At 50.9% G+C, this 22,931-nt stretch carries 23 protein-coding genes and 1 riboswitch; of the genes, 8 read left to right on the top strand and 15 right to left on the bottom strand.

Annotated elements, in window-relative coordinates; all coding sequences use genetic code 11:
- Positions 1–199: hypothetical protein (locus tag B2067_RS09145; RefSeq protein ID WP_301388208.1), on the top strand; the 199-nt coding region annotated here is incomplete at its 5' end.
- Between the two features lie 107 nt (positions 200–306).
- Positions 307–1,149 carry a glutathione-dependent disulfide-bond oxidoreductase gene (gene yghU / locus B2067_RS09140; protein WP_301388207.1) on the top strand — a complete coding sequence of 281 codons (843 nt, stop codon included), beginning with the start codon at positions 307–309 and terminating at the stop codon, positions 1,147–1,149.
- Between the two features lie 39 nt (positions 1,150–1,188).
- On the opposite strand, the gene B2067_RS09135 is transcribed toward yghU, so the two are convergent.
- Together B2067_RS09135 and B2067_RS09130 are read right to left on the bottom strand one after the other, a co-directional pair.
- Positions 1,189–2,004, bottom strand: coding sequence for a lipase family protein (locus B2067_RS09135; protein ID WP_301388206.1), 816 nt, complete (start codon positions 2,002–2,004; stop codon positions 1,189–1,191).
- Between the two features lie 222 nt (positions 2,005–2,226).
- Positions 2,227–2,706: a GreA/GreB family elongation factor gene (locus B2067_RS09130; RefSeq protein ID WP_301388204.1), complete on the bottom strand. Its 480-nt coding sequence runs from the start codon at positions 2,704–2,706 to the stop codon at positions 2,227–2,229.
- Positions 2,707–2,767: 61 nt separating this feature from the next.
- Between B2067_RS09130 and B2067_RS09125 the strand changes: the two genes are divergently transcribed.
- Positions 2,768–3,682 carry a D-hexose-6-phosphate mutarotase gene (locus tag B2067_RS09125; RefSeq protein WP_301388202.1) on the top strand — a complete coding sequence of 305 codons (915 nt, stop codon included), beginning with the start codon at positions 2,768–2,770 and terminating at the stop codon, positions 3,680–3,682.
- Here B2067_RS09125 and B2067_RS09120 read toward each other — a convergent pair.
- The 4 genes from B2067_RS09120 to B2067_RS09105 form a co-directional block, all read right to left on the bottom strand.
- The gene (locus tag B2067_RS09120; protein ID WP_301388200.1) at positions 3,666–4,094 is read right to left on the bottom strand and encodes a bacteriohemerythrin; all 429 of its coding nucleotides are present in this window, start codon (positions 4,092–4,094) and stop codon (positions 3,666–3,668) included. The two genes, B2067_RS09125 and B2067_RS09120, sit on opposite strands and share 17 nt — an antisense overlap.
- Before the next feature lie 147 nt (positions 4,095–4,241).
- On the bottom strand, positions 4,242–5,177 hold the full coding sequence (locus tag B2067_RS09115; RefSeq protein WP_301388199.1) for a LysR family transcriptional regulator: 936 nt from the start codon (positions 5,175–5,177) through the stop codon (positions 4,242–4,244).
- A gap of 69 nt (positions 5,178–5,246) precedes the next feature.
- Positions 5,247–6,005, bottom strand: coding sequence for a substrate-binding periplasmic protein (locus tag B2067_RS09110; protein ID WP_301388198.1), 759 nt, complete (start codon positions 6,003–6,005; stop codon positions 5,247–5,249).
- A 147-nt stretch (positions 6,006–6,152) separates the two neighbouring features.
- The gene (locus B2067_RS09105) at positions 6,153–7,457 is read right to left on the bottom strand and encodes a homoserine dehydrogenase (protein ID WP_076515835.1); all 1,305 of its coding nucleotides are present in this window, start codon (positions 7,455–7,457) and stop codon (positions 6,153–6,155) included.
- 186 nt (positions 7,458–7,643) lie between these two features.
- On the opposite strand from B2067_RS09105, the gene B2067_RS09100 reads away from it, so the two are divergent.
- The gene (locus tag B2067_RS09100; protein WP_076515833.1) at positions 7,644–8,159 is read left to right on the top strand and encodes a glycine cleavage system protein R; all 516 of its coding nucleotides are present in this window, start codon (positions 7,644–7,646) and stop codon (positions 8,157–8,159) included.
- Positions 8,160–8,182: 23 nt separating this feature from the next.
- Here B2067_RS09100 and B2067_RS09095 read toward each other — a convergent pair whose 3' ends face one another.
- Positions 8,183–9,739 carry a methyl-accepting chemotaxis protein gene (locus tag B2067_RS09095; protein ID WP_301388196.1) on the bottom strand — a complete coding sequence of 519 codons (1,557 nt, stop codon included), beginning with the start codon at positions 9,737–9,739 and terminating at the stop codon, positions 8,183–8,185.
- A 150-nt stretch (positions 9,740–9,889) separates the two neighbouring features.
- Between B2067_RS09095 and B2067_RS09090 the strand changes: the two genes are divergently transcribed.
- Entirely contained in the window at positions 9,890–10,786 is an 897-nt protein-coding gene (locus B2067_RS09090; RefSeq protein WP_301388195.1) for a DMT family transporter, read from the top strand.
- A 33-nt stretch (positions 10,787–10,819) separates the two neighbouring features.
- Here the strand turns inward: B2067_RS09090 and B2067_RS09085 are convergent, their stop codons facing one another.
- The 8 genes from B2067_RS09085 to B2067_RS09050 all read right to left on the bottom strand — a co-directional run bounded on the left by B2067_RS09085 (position 10,820) and on the right by B2067_RS09050 (position 17,080).
- Positions 10,820–11,182, bottom strand: a complete 363-nt coding sequence (locus B2067_RS09085) for a hypothetical protein (protein ID WP_301388194.1) — start codon at positions 11,180–11,182, stop codon at positions 10,820–10,822.
- Between the two features lie 17 nt (positions 11,183–11,199).
- Positions 11,200–11,400, bottom strand: a complete 201-nt coding sequence (locus B2067_RS09080) for a hypothetical protein (RefSeq protein WP_301388193.1) — start codon at positions 11,398–11,400, stop codon at positions 11,200–11,202.
- A 75-nt stretch (positions 11,401–11,475) separates the two neighbouring features.
- Entirely contained in the window at positions 11,476–11,922 is a 447-nt protein-coding gene (gene nikR / locus B2067_RS09075) for a nickel-responsive transcriptional regulator NikR (RefSeq protein ID WP_068441379.1), read from the bottom strand.
- Between the two features lie 20 nt (positions 11,923–11,942).
- Positions 11,943–13,313, bottom strand: coding sequence for a type III glutamate--ammonia ligase (gene glnT, locus B2067_RS09070; protein ID WP_068441382.1), 1,371 nt, complete (start codon positions 13,311–13,313; stop codon positions 11,943–11,945).
- A gap of 19 nt (positions 13,314–13,332) precedes the next feature.
- Entirely contained in the window at positions 13,333–14,103 is a 771-nt protein-coding gene (locus B2067_RS09065; RefSeq protein ID WP_068440822.1) for a creatininase family protein, read from the bottom strand.
- Entirely contained in the window at positions 14,103–15,002 is a 900-nt protein-coding gene (locus B2067_RS09060) for an ABC transporter ATP-binding protein (RefSeq protein WP_068441386.1), read from the bottom strand. The genes B2067_RS09065 and B2067_RS09060 overlap by 1 nt, the downstream gene beginning before the upstream one ends.
- A 12-nt stretch (positions 15,003–15,014) precedes the next feature.
- Complete coding sequence (locus B2067_RS09055) at positions 15,015–15,977, bottom strand: ABC transporter permease (RefSeq protein ID WP_068441389.1); 963 nt, start codon at positions 15,975–15,977, stop codon at positions 15,015–15,017.
- Positions 15,978–16,096: 119 nt separating this feature from the next.
- Positions 16,097–17,080 (bottom strand): ABC transporter substrate-binding protein, encoded by a 984-nt coding sequence (locus B2067_RS09050; RefSeq protein ID WP_068441409.1) that lies wholly within the window; start codon positions 17,078–17,080, stop codon positions 16,097–16,099.
- Between the two features lie 437 nt (positions 17,081–17,517).
- Positions 17,518–17,649, top strand: a riboswitch (guanidine-I (ykkC/yxkD leader).
- A 139-nt stretch (positions 17,650–17,788) separates the two neighbouring features.
- Here B2067_RS09050 and B2067_RS09045 point away from each other — a divergent pair.
- The 3 genes from B2067_RS09045 to uca are packed head-to-tail and all read left to right on the top strand — an operon-like array spanning position 17,789 to position 22,779.
- A complete protein-coding gene (locus B2067_RS09045; protein WP_301388191.1) occupies positions 17,789–18,520 on the top strand; it encodes an urea amidolyase associated protein UAAP1 in 732 nt (243 codons plus the stop codon).
- A gap of 12 nt (positions 18,521–18,532) precedes the next feature.
- Positions 18,533–19,171 (top strand): urea amidolyase associated protein UAAP2, encoded by a 639-nt coding sequence (locus B2067_RS09040; protein ID WP_068441396.1) that lies wholly within the window; start codon positions 18,533–18,535, stop codon positions 19,169–19,171.
- A gap of 2 nt (positions 19,172–19,173) precedes the next feature.
- Entirely contained in the window at positions 19,174–22,779 is a 3,606-nt protein-coding gene (gene uca, locus B2067_RS09035; RefSeq protein WP_301388190.1) for an urea carboxylase, read from the top strand.
- Positions 22,780–22,931: the final 152 nt, after the last annotated feature.

Genomic DNA, 22,931 nt, shown 5'->3' with positions numbered 1-22,931 from the left:
GTCCACGAAAGTGGTAGCAGATCACACGCCAACCTTCGAGGTTATGTTCAGCGCGGGCGAAGTTAATATCACCCGCCTTACCTCAGACAGTGACGACGACCTCGATGAGGACGCAGGGCTCAGCACAATGGAACTGACGTCAGGATGCGGCCTTGAAGACCTGAAAGCTGGATTCAGTTCCGTTATTGATGCTCAGTAAACAACCGGTTAAACGCCTCATTAGACAGACTGTCTCAGAAACTCACCTTTAAGCACACTGTCTTCCCGTTAGTATGAAATAAATTATTTACTAACAGGAGCCGGTCAATGAGTGACACTACCTACACGCCCCCCGAGGTCTGGACCTGGAAACCAGGCAACGGCGGTCAGTTCGCAAATATTAATCGCCCTGTTTCCGGCGCAACTCACGATAAGGTTTTGAGCAAGGGCGAACACCCTCTGCAGCTTTATTCACTGGCTACACCTAACGGAGTAAAAGTGACTATTCTGCTGGAAGAACTGCTTGCCGCAGGCGAAAAAGGCGCCGAATACGATGCCTGGGTAACGAACATCCTCGAAGGTGATCAATTCGGCTCCGGCTTTGTTGAAGTAAACCCGAATTCGAAAATTCCAGCATTAATAGACCAGTCAGGTGAAACCCCGGTGCGGGTTTTCGAATCGGGCTCAATTCTGCGCTACCTGGCAGAAAAATTCGGACGCTTTATTCCGGAAGCTCATGCCGCCCGGACCGAATGCTTTAACTGGCTTTTCTGGCAAATGGGCGCCGCGCCGATGCTTGGCGGTGGTTTTGGGCATTTCTACGCTTACGCCCCGGAAAAATACGAATACCCGATTGAACGATTCACGATGGAGGTTAAGCGCCAGCTGGATGTGCTGGACAAACACCTCGCCAACAATACTTATATGGCAGGCGATGAATACTCGATTGCCGATATCGCTATCTGGCCTTGGTATGGCGAGCTCGTTCAGGGCAACCTGTACGAGGCTGGGAAGTTTCTCGACGTCACGTCCTACGAGCACCTGCAACGCTGGACGAAACTAATTGCTCAACGCCCAGCGGTCGAACGTGGCCGCAAAATTAACCGAACCTGGGGTGAGGCATCAGAGCAGATCCCCGAGCGTCACTCCAGCGAAGATATGCCAGAGTGAACTTTCACCTGTAGTGAGCCCCTTCTTCGAACTACACGCTTAGTCACGGATATCCCAGGCTTCAATGGCCTGGAGGTATTCGCCCATATCATGATCTTTGATTCCGTCAATGCCAGCTTCACGCAGATCGCTGAGAGCGCCATCGACATAATCAAGAAAACGAAACCAGAAACCTGATTCGCGATAAATTTCTTTTTCTTCAGAAATATAAAGATAACTGCCAATATGGCTGTAGCCCATCACCCGGGCAGGCACCCGTGTCACGATATCGTTATTGTTATGGAACCTGAAAAAACGCGACTTGCACTCCATATTAAATATCTGAGCAGTCTCTCGCGTCATCGCCCGCGGCTGACCAAAGGTATAAACACTGGTGAAGGGTTTGTCCATCTGCACAAAGTGCGCGGCTGCAATCGTCGCCATGGCTCCCCCGAGGCTATGCCCAGTCAGAAAAACAGGGCGCTTTTTCTCACTCTGTAATTCGAGACAACGCGCAAACATAGGCGTCCAGACATCTTCGCAACACAACCAGAAACCACGATGAAATTCGCCAAAGAGCTGCGGTGTAGAAAACGCATTAAGGTTATCAAGCCAGTCAGCTAACTCGTTAGTGCCACGAAACGCCATACACAGATAATCGTCGTGTTCGACGAGAGCAGCTTGCGCCGAGTTTTTATCAACTCCCATAACAGAGCGAAAGCCATCATCATCTTGCTTGAGCCCAGCCAGAATCGTGGCTTCATTAGGCAGTTGATCACAGTCAGAAGTGCACTCGTACACTGCCTCAGCAATACGCGCCATCCAGTAAGCATTATGTTTATCGAGTTTAGTGTTATACGGTGAGATTGTTCGCATGAGACTGTCCTTAGCTGCTCTTTTATGAATCAAAGAGCAGATATATGACAGCGGCGAATAACAGGTCTATGACACTTTGCTCTGGCGCAGGCACTCAATCGGTAAGACACGACAATTGACCTGCATTGACCACCAATAATGCGACATACTATTTTGGGGGGCGTGCCAAGACCGACACCAGAGAAGAGAAAAGAGAGAAATGGAAAAGAGAGAAAAGGAAAATTAATGAATAGCGAGCAGTTCCCAGAGGCTGCTGCGCCCCCCCAGAGTCAGCTCCACTTCATCGCCGATCTGCAAGCCACTCAGGCGCCGGGTTACTGGTGCTTCCTGATTGACCACCAATATTTTCTCACCTTCAAACTCCAGTTCCCGGCCACCGACAGGGGCAATAAATATGCTTCTTTCCTCGTCGTTTTCAGAAAGCAGTACCACACAGGCGCCCATCCGCACCGAGTCATCTTCACTGAAATCCGGAGCGACCCAACGACTCAGATTTATTCTGGTCTGTTGTAGTTGGAGAATCCTCTCGGATTGCCCATGCGCGAGATAAGCAGCCTCCAGCGCCAGAGTATCGTACTGGTTCTCGGGCTTATTTTCGCCATGCGAGGCCGTTGCATGTGCCTCACCTGCGGCCGCTAATGCGGCATTGATCTCTTCGTCGAGTGATCTCAGTAACGCGTCTTTAAGTAATTGTTTATTCAACTATTTATCCCACCAGCACTGTGTCATCATCGACGTAAATTCCCAGATTCGGAGCTGCCTTATGACTCTGCAGAAGTATAACGCACTGCGCGAGCAACTGAGCGATACTCAATACCTGTCGGTAGAAATGCGCGATGCTCTGCCAGTGATCCTGGTTCGCCATACCGACTTCAGTGCAGATCTGGCGATACAAGGCGCACAGCTGCTGCGCTTTGCCGTCCAGAGCGAAGAGTGGCTCTGGCTAAGCGAGGCTGCAGAATATAAAACCGGCACCTCTCTACGTGGTGGAATCCCCATCTGCTGGCCCTGGTTCGGTGATGCTGCTAAGAATCCGTCATCTGTGGCAGCATATATCACCGGTGACAATGCACCAGCACACGGCTTCGCCCGCTCTCAGGACTGGAGCTTGACCTCTGTCGCTGAATCTGACTCAGACATTGTACTCAGCCTGTCTCTTGAGAATCCCGCACACCCAGCCTGGAACGGCGAGGCCTCACTTAAACTTGAGATAACCATGTCGGCTTCCGCGCTGACACTGGCTCTCACAACAACTGCCAGGCAGAAAAAGGTCACAGTCTCTCAGGCCTTGCATACCTATTTCCCTACGACCGATATTAACCAGACCAGCATCGCCGGGCTTGAAGATGAGTCATATATCGATGCCCTCGATGGCTGGGTAACAAAAACGCAGAACGGACCTGTTGCATTCGTCGAAGAAACCGACCGGATTTACACGGTCAGCCGGGATCTTACTCTGCAATCTCCCGGCTCAACCATGATCTTAAGCGGAAATAACCGCACGGCGATTGTCTGGAACCCGTGGATTGATAAAGGAGCACGCCTGAGTCAGTTTGAGGATGACGCCTGGAAAAACATGTTCTGCGTTGAGTCCGCGGATGTTATGGACGCCGCAGTATCGCTTGAGCCTGGCGAAAGCCATACTTTGCGCATGACCCTGGTTAACCGATCGATTTAGCCCGACGGTTTGATTTGGCATAGGCGGCAGTGAGGTATTGCGCCGTCACCTGATCCAGTGTGTGAATGTGCTGAGTAAACCATTCAGGTAACACGTCTTGCAGGTACCTGAGCAATGGCTCAATGTCCTGAGTCGCGACATATTCCTTGAGAAGCTCAGTCATCTCCAGCAACACACGATCGTGCTGTTTCTTGTGTAATTCGAAACCTGGAAAGTGCGCCCTCTGCATCTCACGCTCTTCGTGTGCGAAATGCTCCTGGCAATGCTGTACAAGCCGTTTAAAGTGCTGAACCGAGAAGGTCCCCATCGTCAGCGCCTGCTCTGCATCATTCATGAGACCTACAAAGGTCTCATGCTCGCGATTCATAAACTGAACCGACAATTGCGGATAATCCCAGAACATCATGGACATGAGCGCCTCCTGAATTAACACTCTTATCAACAGGCTCTATTGTGTCCTAAGTGGAGGGCCTTGGCTTGATGTGAATCAAGCGGCGTGACAAATCCGGACAATTCGCCACACGCAGGCTACAAGTGTTCTACAAGCGACATGAGCAAGTTAACAGTACTGCGCTACATCAACGATTGTACGCCGTAACCAGCGATGTGCCTGATGATGCTGTAGTAAGGGGGACCATGCCATCTTGAGCTCGAACGGAGGGATCTTGAATGGAGGCTCTTTCACCTGCAGAGAGGCTGATTCGGCCTGCATATCGGCTACCTTTCGAGGCAAAGTAGCAACCAGATCATTATTGAGCGCAAGTAGCGCTGGCATCTGATAGTGACGGGTAAATACAGATATTTTTCGCTTTTGCCCCAGCTTTGATAATGCATTGTCCACCCAGCCCAGACGCACGACCTTTTCCGGATCGATACCCACTCCTGCGCCCATACCGGTTTTACTTACCCAGATATGCTTACTGGACAGGTAAGCGTCCAGATCAAATCGGTCGACATTGGGATGGTCTGGATTCACCAGACAAACGAAGTCATCCTGCCAGAGAGCCATCTGGTGAAAGGATTGAGGCATCTCATCAAAGCGGTTAATCGCCATATCGACCTTCCCTGCTTCAACGTCTTTAAAAGTAACGTCAGACGGGGTCAGTACATCAAGAATGACATCCGGCGCATCCGTCCTGAGACGCTTTACCAGTTCAGGAACGAGTGTCGACTCGGCATAGTCACTCACCATAATCCGGAACACCCGGTGACTGATTCTGGCGTCAAATTCTTCCTGTGGCTGCAGGGCCATCTGTAACTCACCCAAAGCTTTGCGGATCACCGGCTGTAGCTCCTGAGCACGCTCTGTTGCTGTCATGCCATCAGACGTTCGCACCAGCAGCGGATCACCAAACAGATCTCTGAGTCGGCGCAAACCATTACTCATGGCAGGCTGAGTAATACCCAGCTGTTGAGCAGCTTTGGTGACACTGCCTTCGCGCAGCAGTACGTCGAGATATACGAGGAGGTTAAGGTCGATACGATCAAGATTCATGGCAGAACAGCGCAGGAGGAAACATGTGCGCAGACTACACTATTCACCTGATAAATGGAAAAACGATATTCATTTGCTCAGGTAATAATCAGAGAATATCTCGTCCTGCATGGCTCGTATGTCAATTTTGGCGAGCCCTTGATTAAGGATTTCAGCAAGGTCAGCACTGCCTTCGTTGAAACAGACGTAGAGAGACTTTATCTCCAGCAGCGTTTGATGAAACAACAACTGATCCTGTACTGCATTGAGTTCAGGATTCGTTGCCAGTAAATAAGCGAATACGTGTTGATCAATAACCGAGAGATCGACCCGGCCGTAAACCAGTTTCATCAGATTGGTAACATCTGTCATAGCTTCACTGACATTCAGGGTCTGTTCAATAACCAGTTCATCAAACTCTATGGTATTGGCATATCCCTGAACGGTACCTATGGTGTATGGCGTCAGATCTTCGAGCTTTTTCCAGTCGACTACCATATCAACCCTCTGTGCAAGGCCAAGAGGCCCGTATCCAACCGGATCCGAAAACACGATGCCCTCATTAACGTCTTCACGATAATACTCCGGAAAGAAACCATCCAGGCCGTGACTGCCATCGCTGCCCATTTTGACGGCTCTCTCCCATGGGTAAAAAATTACCTGAAGCTCATATCCCATGGCTGCAAAGGCACGACGCACTACTTCTGTAGTCGCCCCTTGATTCTTGAGTGTCTCACTGGTGTATGGCGCCCATTCCAGAGAAGCGAGTCGTACGACCTTTTCTTCTGCGACCGCAGAGAACGACATTCCTAGCATAAAAGCCAGAGAAACTACGATTCGACTCAACATAAGCCCTGTCCTGAACGAATAACTACTGGTTAAGAATATGCTAAACACATAAGAACGCCTCTATTTTATCCGTAAAGACCGTCAGACAGGACAAAAAACGGAGCCCTGAGGCTCCGCTTTGTGTCGCATACGTCGGTGTTACAGCGGTCAGTCGAGATGCTCAACACGGATGCGAGTGATCTTACCGTGTGTACTGTCGAGGCTCTCAACAGCCTCGATCGCAGCATTCATACGCGCTTCTTCCACTTTGTGGGTCAGGATAATGATCTGAGCCAGATCATTCTCCATGCGCGGCTCTTTCTGAATCAGAGCCTCTATGTTGATGTCGTGCTCGCTGAGCGTCGTCGCGATGCTCGCCAGTACACCGGTGCGATCCTGAACCTGAATACGCAGATAGTATGCAGTTTCTACCTGTTCAATCGGCAGTACACGCAGGTTATCGATGCTTTCACTATCGAACGCCAGGTGATTAACACTTGCCGACGCCGGTGCTTCCAGCGTTCGTGCCAGATCAATGATGTCAGCAACTACCGCCGATGCAGTCGGCCCAGCTCCTGCGCCAGCACCTACGTACAGGGTATCGCCTACGGCATCACCATTTACGGTCACAGCGTTAAGTACGCCGTCGACTTTGGCAATCGGACGGTGCTCAGGGATCAGAGTCGGATGCACACGCAGGTCAATGCCCTTCTCGGTGCGGCTGCTGATCCCGAGGTGCTTGATGCGATAACCCAGCTCTTCTGCGTATTCAACGTCCTCTGGAGCCACTTTGCTGATACCTTCGGTATAGCAATGCTCAAACTGAAGCGGGATACCATAAGCGATCGACGCAAGAATGGTTAGCTTGTGTGCAGCATCAATACCTTCAACGTCAAACGTCGGATCAGCTTCGGCATACCCCAGCGCCTGGGCCTCTGCCAGTACGTCGGCAAAATCACGGCCTTTGTCACGCATTTCGGTCAGGATGAAGTTACCGGTACCGTTAATGATACCTGCAAGCCAGTTAATATGGTTTGCCGCCAGACCTTCACGAATGGCCTTGATGATCGGAATGCCACCGGCGACAGCGGCTTCGTACATCACAGACACGCCTTTCGCTTCCGCAGCAGCAAAGATTTCAGAGCCGTAAACGGCGATCAGAGCCTTGTTCGCAGTGACGACATGCTTGCCGTTTTCGATGGCGCCCATCACTACGTCTTTTGCTACGGTGTAGCCACCAATCAGTTCGACCACGATATCGATATCAGGATTGCTGATGACGTCGGCAACATCTTCTGTCGTCTTAACCGAGCCGATTTCCACCGCCGGGTTTGGATGACGCATGGCAACCTGCTCGATAATAATGTCCCGACCGGCACGGCGTGCAATATCTTTCGCATTATTAGTCAGTACATTAAATGTACCACCGCCTACTGTACCTAAACCGCAGATACCTACTTTTACCGGTTTCAAGATCAAATCTCCTGTCAGGTCGATCAGACATGGCCTGTTGCCATGCCCATAAGGGTTTGGGGCATAAATGTATCATATTAGAGGCTGGACGAAATCCCTGAGGGTATAAATTACTGCATTAGAATAGGAAGCCTCATAAGCCTGTGATAACGTTTCTGATCTAAAAATAATTCGTAAGGATCAAGCATGCCTGACTTTCTCGTTCTGACCGTCATTGCTGACGATAAACCAGGGATTGTAGAGAAGTTGTCTTCTGTGATTGCCGATCATCAGGGCAACTGGCTCGAAAGCCGTATGGCTCAGATGGCAGGCAAATTCGCAGGAATCCTGCGCATCAGTATCGATAGTGAACACAAGAGTAAGTTAGTTGCCGCTCTGTCCAGCCTCGACAGCTCCGGGCTTCTGGTCCGGGTTGAAAATCCGGCCACTCCCCTCGCGTCTAAGGCGACTCACATTGTCAGCCTTAGTGTGGTAGGGAATGACCGCCCGGGCATTGTCAGGGAGGTATCTCAAGCCCTGGCGCAGATAGGCGTAAACGTACTCGAGCTGAGCACCAGTTGCGAACCTGCAGAGATGTCTGCAGTTCCTCTGTTCAGGAGTGAAATTCGCGCCAGTGTACCGGATACCCTGGATCATGATGACGTCAGTGACGCCCTGGAAGCACTCTCAGACGACCTGATGGTTGAGCTTCAGAACGACTAATCTTCGGAATAATCCGGTGCCTGTCAGCGAAAGCGCTGAACCAGTTCGCGCAGACCGGTGGAGAGACGCCCAATGTCCTGCATCGTCGACGCGGCCTCGTTAGACTGGCTAAGTGAGCCCTTAGCCAGCTCTGATACATTTCCGACCTGCTCCGTCATTTCATTAGTCAGCACCGCCTGACGCTCTGCCGACTCGGCCATTGAGTCCGATACAGTAGCGATATCATCCACAGCGCATGAAATGCTCTTCAGCATCACTTCCATTTCATTCACTTTGCTCAAACCACCGGCTGCCGACTCCGAACCTCCTGCCGCCATGTCGACTGCAGTAGAAACGCTGACCGACAAATCGTTAATCACACGGTGGATATCGCTCGTTGTATCCTGAGTTTTCTGAGCGAGAGTCCGTACTTCATCGGCCACAACAGCAAATCCACGGCCTTGCTCTCCGGCTCGTGCCGACTCAATTGCCGCATTAAGAGCAAGCAGATTAGTTTGCTCAGCAATATCCTCAATGACACCAGCTGCGGCGGAAATCCGTGAGGTCTCTGACTCAATGGTCCGGACCGTCTCCGTAACTTTTTCAGTGATCTCATTCAGGGCTTCAATGGCCTTGTGGGTACTTGATGCCAGGTCTGTCCCTGACTTAACCAGTGTCTGAACCTGAACCGAGTTAGCCGCCGTTTCATGGATGTTTTTGGTCGTTGTTTCGATCGCATTACTGACTTCGCGCATCGCCTCAGTAATACGCTGGCTTTCACCCTGCTGCTTTTCTATCTGGCCGTGCGCACTCATAGACTTACTCAATCCCTCAGCAGTTTTTACCGACATGGCCTGAGCAGCATCTTCGATACGGGTGAGAATAGTATCCAAGCGTGCATTCTGACTGGTGAGTGCCATCGCCACCTGCCCAGCAGCATCATCGCGATTATGATAGACCCGCGCAGCAAGTGGATCGTTAAAGAAACCAGAAGACTGAACCGACAGATCTCTCAAGCGGCGCTTCAGGCGTGCGATAGAAAAGAGCAACACGCCAATCGCTCCAAACGACGCCCCCTCAATGGCTCCATTAACACCATTGATATGAAAGCCCGCAAAAATCATAAGAAGGAGAACAACAGGCAATGTAATCTGCTGTCGGATCTTCTTCAGGCGCTGCTTTCTGAGCCACGACCCATCATTCAGACCACGGTAAGCGGCTTCAGCTCTGGCAATCTGATCCCGGGAAGGTGCAGTACGCACTGACTCATAACCGACCGCAACCCCACCTTCTATGACTGGAGTGACATAGGCGCTGACCCAGTAATAATCACCGTTTTTGCAACGGTTCTTCACCAACCCCATCCAGGGTGAACCTGCTTTCAGCTCCTTCCACATCGATTCATAGGCTTCGACGGGCATATCCGGATGGCGAACAATATTATGAGGCTGGCCAATGAGCTCCTCGCGCGAATACCCGCTAACTTCAACAAAGGCGTCATTACAGTGAACGATCTTGCCCTTCAGATCGGTGGAGGAGATCAACTTCTGATCTTCAGAGAAAGTACGTTCCTTGTCAGTTACGGGTAAGTTCTTACGCATAATGTTTGTCCGGGTGGCCTGTATGAAAAATAGTAGCAGTGTTTCTGATTTGTGAAAGTCAGGCTCGGGAATTGGCATAATCCCATCTGTCCGAATGAGCCAGCCTGTGGAATACTCGCGCCCCATCCGTGTTTTTGAGAAGTGATATTCGTGTCGCACACCTCCGCCAACCCCGTTGTTTTCAAAGCCGACATGATGTTGTTACTCGTGACCGTTCTTGCAGCGATCAGCTGGATGTTTTCAAAAGAAGCACTCGACGGATTCCCTCCTCTGTTGTTTATCGGCACTCGCTTCCTGTTCGCGGGCTTGCTTTTGGCCATCCCCGGATATTCAGGGCTTAAGAAGTTAACCAAACATCAATGGAAAGCCTCATCGGGCGTAGGAATACTGTTCGGCATCGCTATGAGTACCTGGATCATGGGGCTCTTCTATGCCACACATCTCGGAGAAGGATCTTTTATTACCAGCCTCGCCGTTGTTCTGGTTCCGCTCATTAGTTGGCTGTTCTTCGGTGATGCGATGTCGCGTGCCAGCTGGATTGCTCTGCCTCTGGCATTTGCAGGCATGGGGCTACTCTCATTGCAGCATGGTTTCAGACCTGAACTGAGCCAACTGCTGTTCTTCACCGCTGCACTTTTGCTATCAATGACCTTTATCCTTAACGGAAGGGCTGCGGCGCACGTGCCCGCGCTGGCACTCAGTGCTATTCAGCTATCGATTGTGGGGATCGTTGCTATCGCCCTGTCAGCGGGTGTGGAAGAATGGCCGGATACCTGGACCGCAGACATGTGGTGGTGGCTCCTTCTGAGTGTCACTGTTGGTACGGCTGCGCGCTTTTTTCTGCAGACCTATGCACAGGGTATGACAACGCCCTCGCACGCCGCGGTAATCATGATCGTAGAACCGGTCTGGACAGCGACCTTCGCTGCGCTCTGGTTCGGAGAAACCATGTCTCTCAGCCAACTCTTCGGCTGCTCGCTGATTTTTCTGTCACTCGTGGTAAACCGCTGGAGCGCTGTACGCATGTGGCTAGCCCGGAAAAGCTAGCCCGATAAGCTGATCTTGAGGCCCCCAGTAGTTCTAAGCGGGGCTCGGTGAGAGCAGCGGCCCCTGCTGTGTATCTGAAGAACGCCGATCACCGGCAACAAACAAGACGGCGATGACCCCGAAAATCGGCAAGTGACCCATCACTTCTTCAAGCCCCGAAATAATACCCGTTGAAACAAAGAAGATACTGACAACAAGAAGTACATAGCGTGTCGCGAGGCCTAACATCAGCATGATTCCAAAGGCTGCTTCAAAAACACCTGCCGCCAGAGCGAAGTGCAGGTGCGTGAATTCTGTCCACCCCAGGTATTGCGGGAAATTATAGTAAGGATGCTCGCTGAGAAAAAAATACGTTGCTGCGGGCTCGTACAACTTGTTGTGAACCGCCAGCACCACCAGCTGGAGTCCGAGGCCTATCGCTTGTTCGGTGGTCTGAGCCATTCAGGGGCGATATCAACACCACTTTCCAGAGTCATCAGAAAGGCTTCAAGTTGTTGTAATTCGTGTGGAAACATACCCAGCGGTAAGATATCCAGATGGTCGTTGGCTCGTTGCAATGGATGGTTGTAGTACTTCAGAACATCGGACAGGCTAGAGAAGATCCCTGAATGCATGTAGGGAGCGGTAGAATTGAGATTACGCAGCGTGGGGACTTTAAAAGCGGCGTTTCGAAAGGCGGCAATCTGAGCCTAAGACTCAGGTAATGGATGAATGGGCGGGATCAGATATGAATTCAGTAACAATTTACCATGCGCGACACCCCGCAGGCTGATCATCTGATCGCCTATCATACGAAGTCGGTCAGCCGGGCCCTGTACCAGTAGCACTGCCAGTGTGTGGGTATCAGTGAGGTTCACACTCAGATTGCTGATCACCTCGTCAATGTACTTGTACTGCAGGTCATAAAGCTTTTTATGTAACCCCGGTATCGAATGGTTATAAACCAGATTTAACGTCCCTGTCATGACCTCATCACCGGACTGCGAGCGATGCTCGTTAATGTCGCGATTAATCATGTCGCAGATGGCCTGCGAGCGGCTGTCAAAACCGCGTCGTGCAACCATTTCATCCAGCCCACTGAGAAGAGACTCGGGCAAAGAGATACTGATGCGACTGAGAGGTTCCTTTTTATTCAATGCTAGTTACTCCGTTAATCTCAGAATAAATGACTGTAGCGTTCGATTTCCCATTCGCTCACTGAACGATGATACTCATTCCATTCTTCGCGCTTGTAGCGGATAAACTCCGCACGTAATTCTTTACCCAGCACTTCTTCAACGAACGGATCACTCTCAAACGCTGTGATCGCTTCATCTAATGTGCGTGGTAAAAATCCGATACCGCGCGCTTCACGCTCTTCTTCGGTGAGCTCGTAGAGGTTGGTTTCCTGAGGCTTACCCGGTTCGAGCTTCTCACGTATACCTTCAAGGCCTGCGGCCAGTACCAGAGCGCACGCAAGATATGGGTTTGTCGCTCCATCGGCATTACGAGATTCACAGCGGCCGCCGCCCATAGGCACACGTACCGAGTTAGTACGGTTATTTGAACCGTAAGAATTAAATACCGGCGCCCAGGTGAAATACGGCATATCTCCCTGACGCACGAGGCGCTTATAGGAATTCACCGTCGGTGCAAACACAGCACACAATGCTGGGCCATGCTTCAGAACACCAGCAATAAACTGATAACCGAGTTCGGTTAAGCCAAGACCATGAGGGTCGTCAGAGGGCTTGCACTGGAACAGATTTTCTTTGGTGTCTAAATCGTAGAGCGACATATTAAAGTGCGCGCCGTTACCGGTTTTATTTGAAAACGGCTTCGGCATAAAGGTCGCCAGCAGACCTTCCTGCTTGGCGTACTCTTTCGCCATCATTTTCAGGAAGGTAAAACGATCGCACGAAGTAACAGCATCGGCGTAATTAAAATCGAATTCAAACTGACCGTTGGCGTCTTCGTGGTCAAAAGAGTAAAGCCCCCATCCGAGGTCATTAATCGAAGTTGCCATCCGATCGAGCCAGCTGAAATTACTCAGGAATGACTGGGTGTCATAACAGGGCTTCTTCAGTTTATCGTTGGGGTCTTGCGGAACCAGGCTACCGTCTTCATTTTTCTTGAGCAGAAAAACTTCAGCCTCAATACCAAGGTTCATACCAAAACCCATGTCTTTTGCCTGTTCAAGTACGGACTTCAGCAACACACGAGTATTGAGCATGTAGGGCTCGCCATACAGAGTATTATCCGCTGGCATCCAGGCAACCTCGGGCTGCCATGGCAATTGAATAATGTGATCGAGATCAGGCACAGAGGCAATTTCATCGTCATTGGGTGCCTGCCCTAACCCATCCAGAGCATAGCCTGTATAGAGTTCAGAACCGTGGGCCATATGATGAAGATGGGAAATAGGAACGACTTTTCCTTTCGGAATACCATGAATATCTACATAGGTTCCCATGCAGTATTTCACGCCTTTCTTCTGCAGTTCTTCCTGAATGCGGTTAATTTCACTGTCAGATTTTACGTCGATCATTGGTTTGTCCTTTGCAGGATTAAATCTTAAGTACAGACTCGTAGTATCTGTGATTAAGGGGGGCCTCTTCCTTAACGGCCTGTTGCAGTAGTGAAGAAAAATCTTCACACATCCATTGGTACAATTCAGCGCCCTTTTCCGCGCTGGCGATTGATGGCGTGCCGGTAACGCCATTTTTACTGGTTCGGTTTACCGGATGGCTGAACAGGCAGTTCCCGGTTCTGTCTTCATCATCGGCTTCCGCTAATTTGTTTTCGCGTACAATTTCCGGATAGAGATGCATCATCAACGAAGTTTCTGCATCGTTGGCATGCCAGTCGTCGGCGTCGGCAAAATGTGCGCCTTTAACCCGTGCAGAAATCTGTGCGGTATTGACTAAAGCCACCATAAAACCGTCATGGCGCGCACGAAGGATTTCCAGCGCACAACGCAGCGGGGCTTCGTTAGTCACATGACCGTTGACCAGCACCAGGCGCCTGATGCCTGAGCTTTTTACCCAGTCGCCAAGATCTGAAATAACATCGATTAATGTCTTCGGATTTAACGCCAAAGTGCCTGGCCAGCGCTGGGAATGTCCGACTGAGCACCCGTACGGTAGAGTCGGCAACAGAATGACATCGGATTGTTTGGCAACGTCACTACAAAGCCGGTGCGCAATCGCAGTATCCATTCCACAACCCATGTGGGGACCATGCTGCTCAGTGGCGCCTATGGGCAGAATGGCGGTGTCGGTTCCGCCTTCGACAGCCGAGGCGACTTCTTCCCATGTCATATGGCTGAGTTGGTACATCAGAAGACGCTCCCGACGTCGTCATTAACATGCACCATGCGTACAAGGTTGAGATGATCATCGTCTTCTTCCTGCTCTGATGGCGGATGGATCAGCTCTTCAATATGCTGCTTAGTGGCGAGGAATTCCGGGTTCATAAACTGATCAGGGGAACGTGGTTGAGGCACTGGTACCTCAACAACTTCCTGCACTTCACCGGGATTCGCCTTTAACACAAGAATTCGGTCGGCCAGATACACAGCCTCATCGAGATCGTGAGTGATAAAGAACACAGTAATGTCGATGTTCTTCCAGATTTCCAGTAGATATGCCTGCATTTTCGCGCGCGTCTGAGCATCCAGTGCACCAAACGGCTCGTCCATCAACAGTACTTTCGGGCGGTTCGCTAATGCGCGCGCAATCGCCACGCGCTGCTTCATCCCACCGGACAACTGATGCGGATAACTGTTTTCGAATTTGGTTAAACCAATAAGATTGATCCACTCGCGGGCTTCTGACTCTGCGGTTCCTTTGTCGTAGCCGCTTTCAAGGAGCCCGAACATAATGTTCTTTTTTACGGTCAACCAGGGAAACAACGTATAGCCCTGAAATACCATGCCGCGTTCCGGGCCTGGTTCTGTCACGGCTTCTCCGTTAAGAAGCACCTGCCCGGAGCTCGCCTGCTCGAGGCCAGCCAGAATCCGTATCAGGGTCGATTTACCGCAGCCCGAAGGGCCAATCACACAAACGAACTCGCGCTTGTGGATCTTTAGGTTAATGTCTTTTAAGGCAGTTACTTCACCGAACTGCTTATTCAGGCCTTTAACCTCCATGGTCACCGGGCGCTGCTTAAGCCGGTCGAAGCGGTCTTTTACCTCTGGCGACTGGTCGAGATAACTGGGTAATTCTTTCTCTGTCATGGTTACCTCCGCTTATTTGGTTTCTTTCTGCCACGGAAAGAGGCGGCGCCCTAACCATGCCAATAACAAATCAATGGTAAGACCGAGAATCCCGATCATGATGATGGCAGCAAACACGTTGTCGAAGTTCTTGTAACGCGCCTGCTGCGTAATAAACCAGGTAATACCTGAACTGGTACCAATGAGCTCAGCAACAATCAGATAAGTCCACGCCCAACCCAAAAGAATACGAACGTCGCGATACAGATCAGGCAGAATGCCCGGTACCACAACACGGAACAGCATGGACTTGTTCTTGGCACCCAGCGTCTGAGCAGCCTCTAACAAACTCGGATCAAGCTTACGCGTGGTATTCGCAACGACTAAGACTTGCTGAAAAAAAGTGCCGATAAAGATAATGGCAATCTTAGGTGCCTGATAAATACCCAATACGGCTACGGCCAGAGCACCAAACGCTGGCGCAGGCAGATACCGGAAAAATTCAATAAAAGGTTCAAATAAACGAGAGAAGAAGTCATAAGTGCCCGCCAGGATTCCCAGAGGTATACCAATGATGGAAGAAAGCACGAAACCCCAGAAGATGACCTGAATGCTGCTCCACAAGCTTTCATGCAGCCAGTTCTCACTTCGACGTTTAGGCTCAGTAGTAAATGAGGTGACAAACGCTGCGGCAACTTCATGAGGTGCAGGAAGATACACAGGGTTTGCAGGCTTGCCCTCTGGGAGCGCAGTGCCATTTTCGCTCGCTTTATCGTACTCACGGTCGAACACTTCCCGGTCAACCAGCAAGCCTTCACTGAAGTAACTAACGGAACCCGACTGTGTGATTTCGACTTGTGGATGCCACAGAAAAGGAACATAACTGACCAGTGCCCAAATCAAAATAGGCAAGGCGAAACTGGCCAGAGTCACGGCTCTGCGTGGTCCTCTGTCGAGTTTTCTGTTAACGGCAATAAGCTGCATTTCAATCCCCATGGTTATGTCCAATTAGCAGAAGAGAGCCAAAGTAACCCCTGCCCTTCAGGACATGTTGAATATCGGTAGAGAAAAACCAGCGCTAATTTAATAGCGCCGGCTATGCTGAGCCCCGACGGCTACAGAGCTTCCATCAGTGAAGGATCGATGTATTCATTGACTGGCTGCTTATCGCCGTATACATCGTTTGCCAGGTTAAAGGCATCTGCGATTTCACCGGAGCCGTACAACGATTTGAAGCCTGCTGATTTCTTCATGAAAGGAAGCGCTTCTTCTAACGTCAAGATCTTGGTGCCATCGATAAAGCCTTTGTACTCAGAAGGTGGGATACCCACACGAGCAGCCATAATGCTGATGGCTTCATCACGGGTTTCCGGGTCTTTCAGGTAATCAACCGCCATATACCAGACTTTCAGAACCTTCAGCCAGTCAGCACGGTTAGCAGCAAGACTCTGTGGCGATACTGCAAGAACGTCGTAGATAAGGCCCGGTTCGTCAGCACTGGAGTAAATACGCTTAGAACCTGGCACAAGATTCAGCGCCTGACCTGAGCTTGGCTGCCATGCCACGATCGCATCAACCTGACCTGAAGCCAACACCTGAGGAGTTTCATTGGTAGGCACGTTCACCAGCTCAACATCGGCTTCTGTCATACCGGCTTTTTCCAGAGCATTGAGCAGCAGCAGGTGGCCAACAAAGCCAACTTCGACGCCAACCTTCTTGCCTTTCAATTCTTCAATCGTACTGATGCCCGCAGCGGCAACGACCATATCGTTACCATTGCTGTAGTCGTTGATCAGAATGGTAACGTTCTTCGCACCGGTTGAACCAGTCACAAGCGCATCACCGTTTGTCATCGAAACTGCATCCAGCTGACCTGCTGCGAAGGCATCCATACTGGCCACGTAGTCGAACCATTCGAACTGAACGTCTACGCCCTCTTCTTCGAACATGCCTTTCTCAAGCGCGATCTCCCAGGCCACCCAGCCCGGCCAGTCGCTGTAACCAATCTTGAGAGGCTCAGCCACTGCACTGGCAACGCTCATCAACCCTGCGCACACAACAGACACCGCACCTGCAATAAACTTCTTTCTGATCGCCATAGGTATTCCCCAAAGGTTGTTAGTATTACTGAAATTGCGTTTCGTAATATCGAACCTAGCATTGGTTGTGCCACGGTTAGACATTTTTCGTCATTTACCACCTGAGAGGAGCAACTAACCTTCCTCTTAATTTGCTGAAACGCACGGAATTCGGGGCCTGGATATTTTTTGTCCGCTTTGCATACTACGCCTGAATTCTGAACTAGCAGGCGGTAGAAGAGTGATCAACTCGTACCAGAGTGTGCACCGAGAGAAAGCACGAGGTGCCGCAACGGGCACACCAAGAGTGCAAGTTCCAGATAATTCGCCGGGACAACCGCACTTGCAATCCCGCTCTCAGCGGGTTATCACTATATATACGCATTTGGCACAGCAATCGCTTAGCAGAATGTACTTACGCATTTAAAGGCAGCGCACGTAAATATGTGCCGTTGCCACAATAAGGGCACTAGGGTTCCGGCAGGTCTCTCCCAATCAACTTAAGGGAAAGAGCCAGCGACTGGACCGAGAGTGACCGACCTCCAGCGGCGTACTGGCAGGTTACACGGCGGGATAAAAGCCCGGGAGATCAGACAACGTACTGCTCACCTTTTAATGAGCAGCGTTTATGAATCCGTGAACTTGCAGGAGCCCGCACCATGACAAAACCTAATTTCTTTTTATTAATGATTTCCGCGCCCAAGATGTCTGCGCGTACAGGAGGCCTTTATGTCTGAGTTTCAGTCTGGCGACACTATTTATGAAGACACTCTCGGTGGTGGCTGTCATTGGTCCATGAGAGTTAAAAAAGGCACGCTGCTGACGCTCACCGATGTTAAAGGCGGCGCGAATCTGGGCATGCTGTTTTACAACCCGGAAAACCTCCTGGAAAAATACAACGCGCCCGACACATTAAAAGGTCAGCACACCTTTAAGCTGACCCGTGGTCATTGCCTGTATTCAGACATGGGCCGTATTTTTGCGTCCATCGTTGAAGACGACTGCGGCTGGCACGATACCGTGTGCGGCAACCTGAACAAAGACATGCTGCAAAAGAAATGGTCGCTGAAAACCTATCAGGAAGCCCTGAACGGCTGGACACAGAATGGCTACGACGCCTTTCTGGTCGAACTGGCCAAGTACGGCCTGACCCGCAAAGACATGGCCGCCAACCTGAATTTATTCAGCAAAATCAGCACCGACGCCGAAGGCAACATGCAGTACAGCGAAGGTTCAAAAGCAGGCGATAAAATCGTGCTGCGCTTCGAGATGGACACCTTAATCATCATGCACACCTGCCCTCACCCACTGAGTAATGCTGAAGAGTATCCGGTGCGCCCGGTACATTACGCACTGGCTCAGGCCAAGCCCGTCACTGACAATGATGAGTGTATGAACTCCCGCCCTGAAAACCAGCGCGGTTTTAAAAACAACGCGATTTACCAGTTTATGGGCCAATAAGGAGGACGCATCATGATTAAAGAAAGCCAATTTAACGAAGCCGATGCGGTATTCCGTGAAACCGTTCCCGCGGGTGACTATTTTCTGCACCGCATTGAAAAAGGCCAGACCTTCCGCATTCTCGATCTCGAAGGTAATCAGGCCGCCGACACCCTGTTCTATAACGCCGATGACGTTTCAGAACGCTACAGCGCTATGGATACTATTCGAGGCCAGGGCAATGTGTACCTGACAGCGGGCACTGTTCTACGATCCAACGAAGACCGCCCTATGTTGACCATTACTGCAGACACCTGTGGTCGTCACGACACTCTGGGTGGTGCCTGTGCGACCGAATCAAATACTGTGCGCTATTCGCTCGAGAAAAAGTGCATGCATGCCTGCCGCGACAGCTGGATGCTGGCCATTAACGAAAATGAAGAATATGGCCTGAGCAAGTCTGACATCACCCACAACATCAATTTCTTTATGAACGTGCCTGTCACTCCGGAAGGCGGCCTGACCTTTGAAGACGGTATTTCAGGCGCGGGAAAATACGTCGAGATGAAAGCGGAGATGAATATTCTGGTTTTGATCTCGAACTGCCCGCAACTGAATAACCCGTGCAACGGCTATAACCCGACACCAGTCGATGTACTGATCTGGGAGTAACTATGTTTTCTAAAGTACTGATTGCCAACCGCGGTGCCATTGCAGTGCGTATTATGCGCACGCTGAATGACCTTGGCGTAACCCCTGTTGTAATTTATCACGAAGCAGACAAGCATTCGCTGCACGTTCAGCAAGCGGAAGAATCCTACTCACTGGGCGACGGCAGTGTCGCCGATACCTACCTGAATCAGGAAAAAATTCTGGGCATTGCGAAAGAAAGTGGTGCTCAGGCCATTCACCCTGGCTACGGTTTCTTAAGCGAGAACGCGACCTTCTCGGATGCCTGTGAACAAGCAGGTGTAGTCTTCCTCGGGCCAAACGGCCAACAGATGCTCGACTTCGGTTTGAAACACAGCGCCCGCGCATTGGCCGAACAAGCCGATGTACCCATGCTGCCGGGCACAAGTCTTCTGACTGACATCAACGAAGCCAAAGCAGAAGCTGACCGTGTTGGCTACCCACTGATGCTGAAAAGCACCGCCGGTGGCGGCGGTATTGGTATGCAGCTCTGCTACACCGAAGCAGAACTGGTGAACGCCTTTGATTCGGTAAAACGTCTCAGCGCCAATAACTTCTCGAATGATGGCGTCTTTCTGGAAAAATTTGTCGAGCGCGCCCGCCATATTGAAGTTCAGATTTTTGGTGATGGCAAAGGTACGGTTGCTGCACTCGGTGAGCGGGACTGCTCATTGCAACGACGCAACCAGAAAGTCATTGAAGAAACACCAGCACCACGTATTTCAGACGACGTCCGTACTGCCCTGCATGAGACAGCGAAACGTTTAGGTGAAAGCGTAAATTACCGCAGTGCCGGCACGGTGGAATTTATTTACGACGAAAGCAGCGAATCGTTTTACTTTCTCGAAGTGAATACCCGCTTACAGGTTGAGCACGGTGTGACCGAAGAAGTCTTTGGTGTGGACTTAGTGGAGTGGATGATCCGGCTCGGTGCTGGCGAAACGTTACCCTTAAACGAACAACGTTCTGCGAAAGGCCACAGTATTCAGGCACGAATTTATGCCGAAGATCCGGTAAAAAACTTCCAGCCCTGCGCTGGTCTATTAAGCCGGGTCGATTGGCAAGCCACAACTACAAATGGAATGCGTACCAGAATCGATACATGGGTCGAAAGCGGCACACAGGTGCCCGCATTATTCGACCCTATGCTGGCAAAAGTCATTGTCACAGCAGAAACCCGCGAACAGGCGATGACCGGGTTAGCGGAGACCCTCGACCAATCTGAACTGTACGGCATCGAAACCAACCTGCTTTATCTGAAGTCGATTCTAAAAGACGAAGAAGTAAAAGCCGGATTGGTCTGGACGCAGAAACTGAACAAAATGCAGTTCTCCGACCCAGCCATTGATGTGATCAGTGGTGGCACTCAAACCACGGTGCAGGACGTTCCTGGTCGAATCGGCCACTGGGACGTGGGCATTCCACCGTCAGGCCCGTTTGATGAATATTCCTTCCGGTTAGGTAACCGCCTGCTGGGCAATAGCGAAGACTGCGCAGGGCTTGAAATTACCTTAAAAGGCCCGGTGCTGGTTTTCCAGAAAGCCACGCAGATTATCCTGACAGGCGCTGAAACCAGTGCCGAACTGACACGAGATAATACGACATCCAGTATCGCATTTAATCAGATCATTGAAGTGAAGCAAGGTGACCAGCTTGATTGCGGTACAGTCACAGGGGCAGGTGCACGCGCTTATCTTCTGGTGGCGGGTGGCATTCAGTGTCCGTGCTATTTAGGATCGCGCTCCACCTTTACGCTCGGACAGTTTGGCGGCCATAACGGACGCGCCCTGCTTCCGGGTGATGTATTACACCTGACCGAAGAAGCGACATCTGCAAGCGACGTCAAATTAGTTGACGATATATTCCCGGCTATGGGCAATGAATGGCAATTACGTGTTATCTACGGCCCACATGGTGCACCGGATTTCTTCACTCAGAATGATATTGATGAATTCTTTGCCGCCGACTGGGAAGTGCATTTTAACTCCAGCCGTACCGGTGTGCGCTTAATCGGCCCTAAACCTGAATGGGCGCGTAACGACGGCGGCGAAGCGGGTCTGCATCCATCGAATATTCACGATAATGCCTACGCCATCGGTGCCGTCGATTTTACCGGTGATATGCCCGTTATTCTGGGGCCGGACGGCCCAAGCCTCGGTGGTTTCGTCTGCCCTGTCACTGTCATTCAGGCAGACCTGTGGAAACTCGGACAACTAAAAGCCGGGGATAAAATCCGCTTTACACCCGTCAGCCACGACACGGCTGTCAGCCTGCGTGATGACCAACTCAAACAATTAGACTCCCTCGAGTATCAAGCATCCGAAGTGAGTGAGTATTTACCTGACTCACCGGTACTAAAAACCATTGATACAAAAAATCACCCGACCGGCGTTGTCTATCGCCCCGCCGGTGATAATTACCTGCTTATCGAATACGGCCCACTGCAGTTGGATATCCGTCTGCGCTTCCGTGTGCATGCGTTAATGGAATCTCTGCAAAGCCGGGATATTCCGGGCATTATCGAAATGACACCGGGTATTCGTTCACTGCAGATTCACTATGACAGCCTGACTTTAAAACAAAACGATTTACTTGAACTTCTGATCAATGAAGAAGACGCACTGGGCGATCTGAAAAATGCCGAAGTGCCCTCGCGTACCGTCTGGTTGCCACTCTCCTGGAATGACATTGCCTGCCAACAGGCGGTTGATAAATACGTCAAATCCGTACGCGCCGATGCACCCTGGTGCCCGGATAATATCGAATTTATCCGTCGCATTAACGGTCTTGAATCCGTCGATGACGTGAAGAAAATCGTCTTCGACGCCAGCTATCTGGTCATGGGCTTAGGTGACGTGTACCTCGGTGCACCGGTAGCAACACCTGTTGATCCCCGTCACCGTTTAGTCACAACTAAGTACAACCCCGCACGTACCTGGACGGCAGAAAACTCGGTGGGTATCGGTGGTGCCTATATGTGTGTCTACGGTATGGAAGGCCCCGGTGGTTATCAGTTTGTCGGTCGCACATTGCAGATGTGGAACCGTTATAAACAAACCAAAGAATTTACCAAGCCCTGGTTACTGCGCTTCTTCGATAAAATTCGTTTCTACGAAGTCAGCCACGATGAACTGACGGACATCCGTGAACACTTCCCTCATGGGCAGTACCCGATTCGTATTGAAGAAGACACCTTCAATCTCGATGAGTACGAGCGGTTCCTGAGTGATAACGCCGCAGGCATCAGCGAATTCCAGACGCATCGCCAACAAGCCTTCCAGACCGAGCTGGAAGACTGGAAGGCCAAAGGCTTACTGCGCTTTGAATCGGATATAGGTGTTGCCGAAGAAAACGACGAACGCGAACTGCTTGATGGTGAGTTTGCCGTCGAAAGCCACGTCTCGGGCAACGTCTGGCAGGTACTGGTGGAACCCGGACAGGGCGTAAAAGCCGGTCAGCCTCTACTGGTGCTGGAATCCATGAAGATGGAAATCGAAGTCACCGCCCATAAAGACGGCACCGTGGTCGAGCTTCTGAAAGAAGCGGGTAAAGGCGTGGCACCGGGGCAGGTGTTGGTCGTGCTGAAATAGTCGTAATACTTACACACTGATCCTTAGGGATTAGTGAAACAATCTGCTATAGTTCGCCGCGACAGCATCGGGTTGACACTGATTTGCCCGATCCTGTCGCGACATCCTTTATTGCTTCTTCATCGACACCCGTCCGATCCTGACAATATCTG

The organism is Thalassolituus sp. UBA2590, assembly GCF_002339775.1.
Taxonomy (GTDB): Bacteria; Pseudomonadota; Gammaproteobacteria; order Pseudomonadales; family Oceanobacteraceae; genus Thalassolituus.
The sequence above is the reverse complement of the archived record's forward strand: the minus strand, read 5'-3'. Positions and strand labels throughout refer to the sequence as shown.

Coding starts and splice junctions, on each gene's coding strand:
- yghU (WP_301388207.1), top strand. CDS start 307: ATGAGTGACACTACCTACACGCCCCCCGAGGTCTGGACCTGGAAACCA.
- B2067_RS09135 (WP_301388206.1), bottom strand. CDS start 2,004: ATGCGAACAATCTCACCGTATAACACTAAACTCGATAAACATAATGCT.
- B2067_RS09125 (WP_301388202.1), top strand. CDS start 2,768: ATGACTCTGCAGAAGTATAACGCACTGCGCGAGCAACTGAGCGATACT.
- B2067_RS09120 (WP_301388200.1), bottom strand. CDS start 4,094: ATGTCCATGATGTTCTGGGATTATCCGCAATTGTCGGTTCAGTTTATG.
- B2067_RS09115 (WP_301388199.1), bottom strand. CDS start 5,177: ATGAATCTTGATCGTATCGACCTTAACCTCCTCGTATATCTCGACGTA.
- B2067_RS09110 (WP_301388198.1), bottom strand. CDS start 6,005: ATGTTGAGTCGAATCGTAGTTTCTCTGGCTTTTATGCTAGGAATGTCG.
- B2067_RS09100 (WP_076515833.1), top strand. CDS start 7,644: ATGCCTGACTTTCTCGTTCTGACCGTCATTGCTGACGATAAACCAGGG.
- B2067_RS09095 (WP_301388196.1), bottom strand. CDS start 9,739: ATGCGTAAGAACTTACCCGTAACTGACAAGGAACGTACTTTCTCTGAA.
- B2067_RS09080 (WP_301388193.1), bottom strand. CDS start 11,400: ATGCATTCAGGGATCTTCTCTAGCCTGTCCGATGTTCTGAAGTACTAC.
- glnT (WP_068441382.1), bottom strand. CDS start 13,313: ATGATCGACGTAAAATCTGACAGTGAAATTAACCGCATTCAGGAAGAA.
- B2067_RS09065 (WP_068440822.1), bottom strand. CDS start 14,103: ATGTACCAACTCAGCCATATGACATGGGAAGAAGTCGCCTCGGCTGTC.
- B2067_RS09060 (WP_068441386.1), bottom strand. CDS start 15,002: ATGACAGAGAAAGAATTACCCAGTTATCTCGACCAGTCGCCAGAGGTA.
- B2067_RS09055 (WP_068441389.1), bottom strand. CDS start 15,977: ATGGGGATTGAAATGCAGCTTATTGCCGTTAACAGAAAACTCGACAGA.
- B2067_RS09050 (WP_068441409.1), bottom strand. CDS start 17,080: ATGGCGATCAGAAAGAAGTTTATTGCAGGTGCGGTGTCTGTTGTGTGC.
- B2067_RS09045 (WP_301388191.1), top strand. CDS start 17,789: ATGTCTGAGTTTCAGTCTGGCGACACTATTTATGAAGACACTCTCGGT.
- B2067_RS09040 (WP_068441396.1), top strand. CDS start 18,533: ATGATTAAAGAAAGCCAATTTAACGAAGCCGATGCGGTATTCCGTGAA.
- uca (WP_301388190.1), top strand. CDS start 19,174: ATGTTTTCTAAAGTACTGATTGCCAACCGCGGTGCCATTGCAGTGCGT.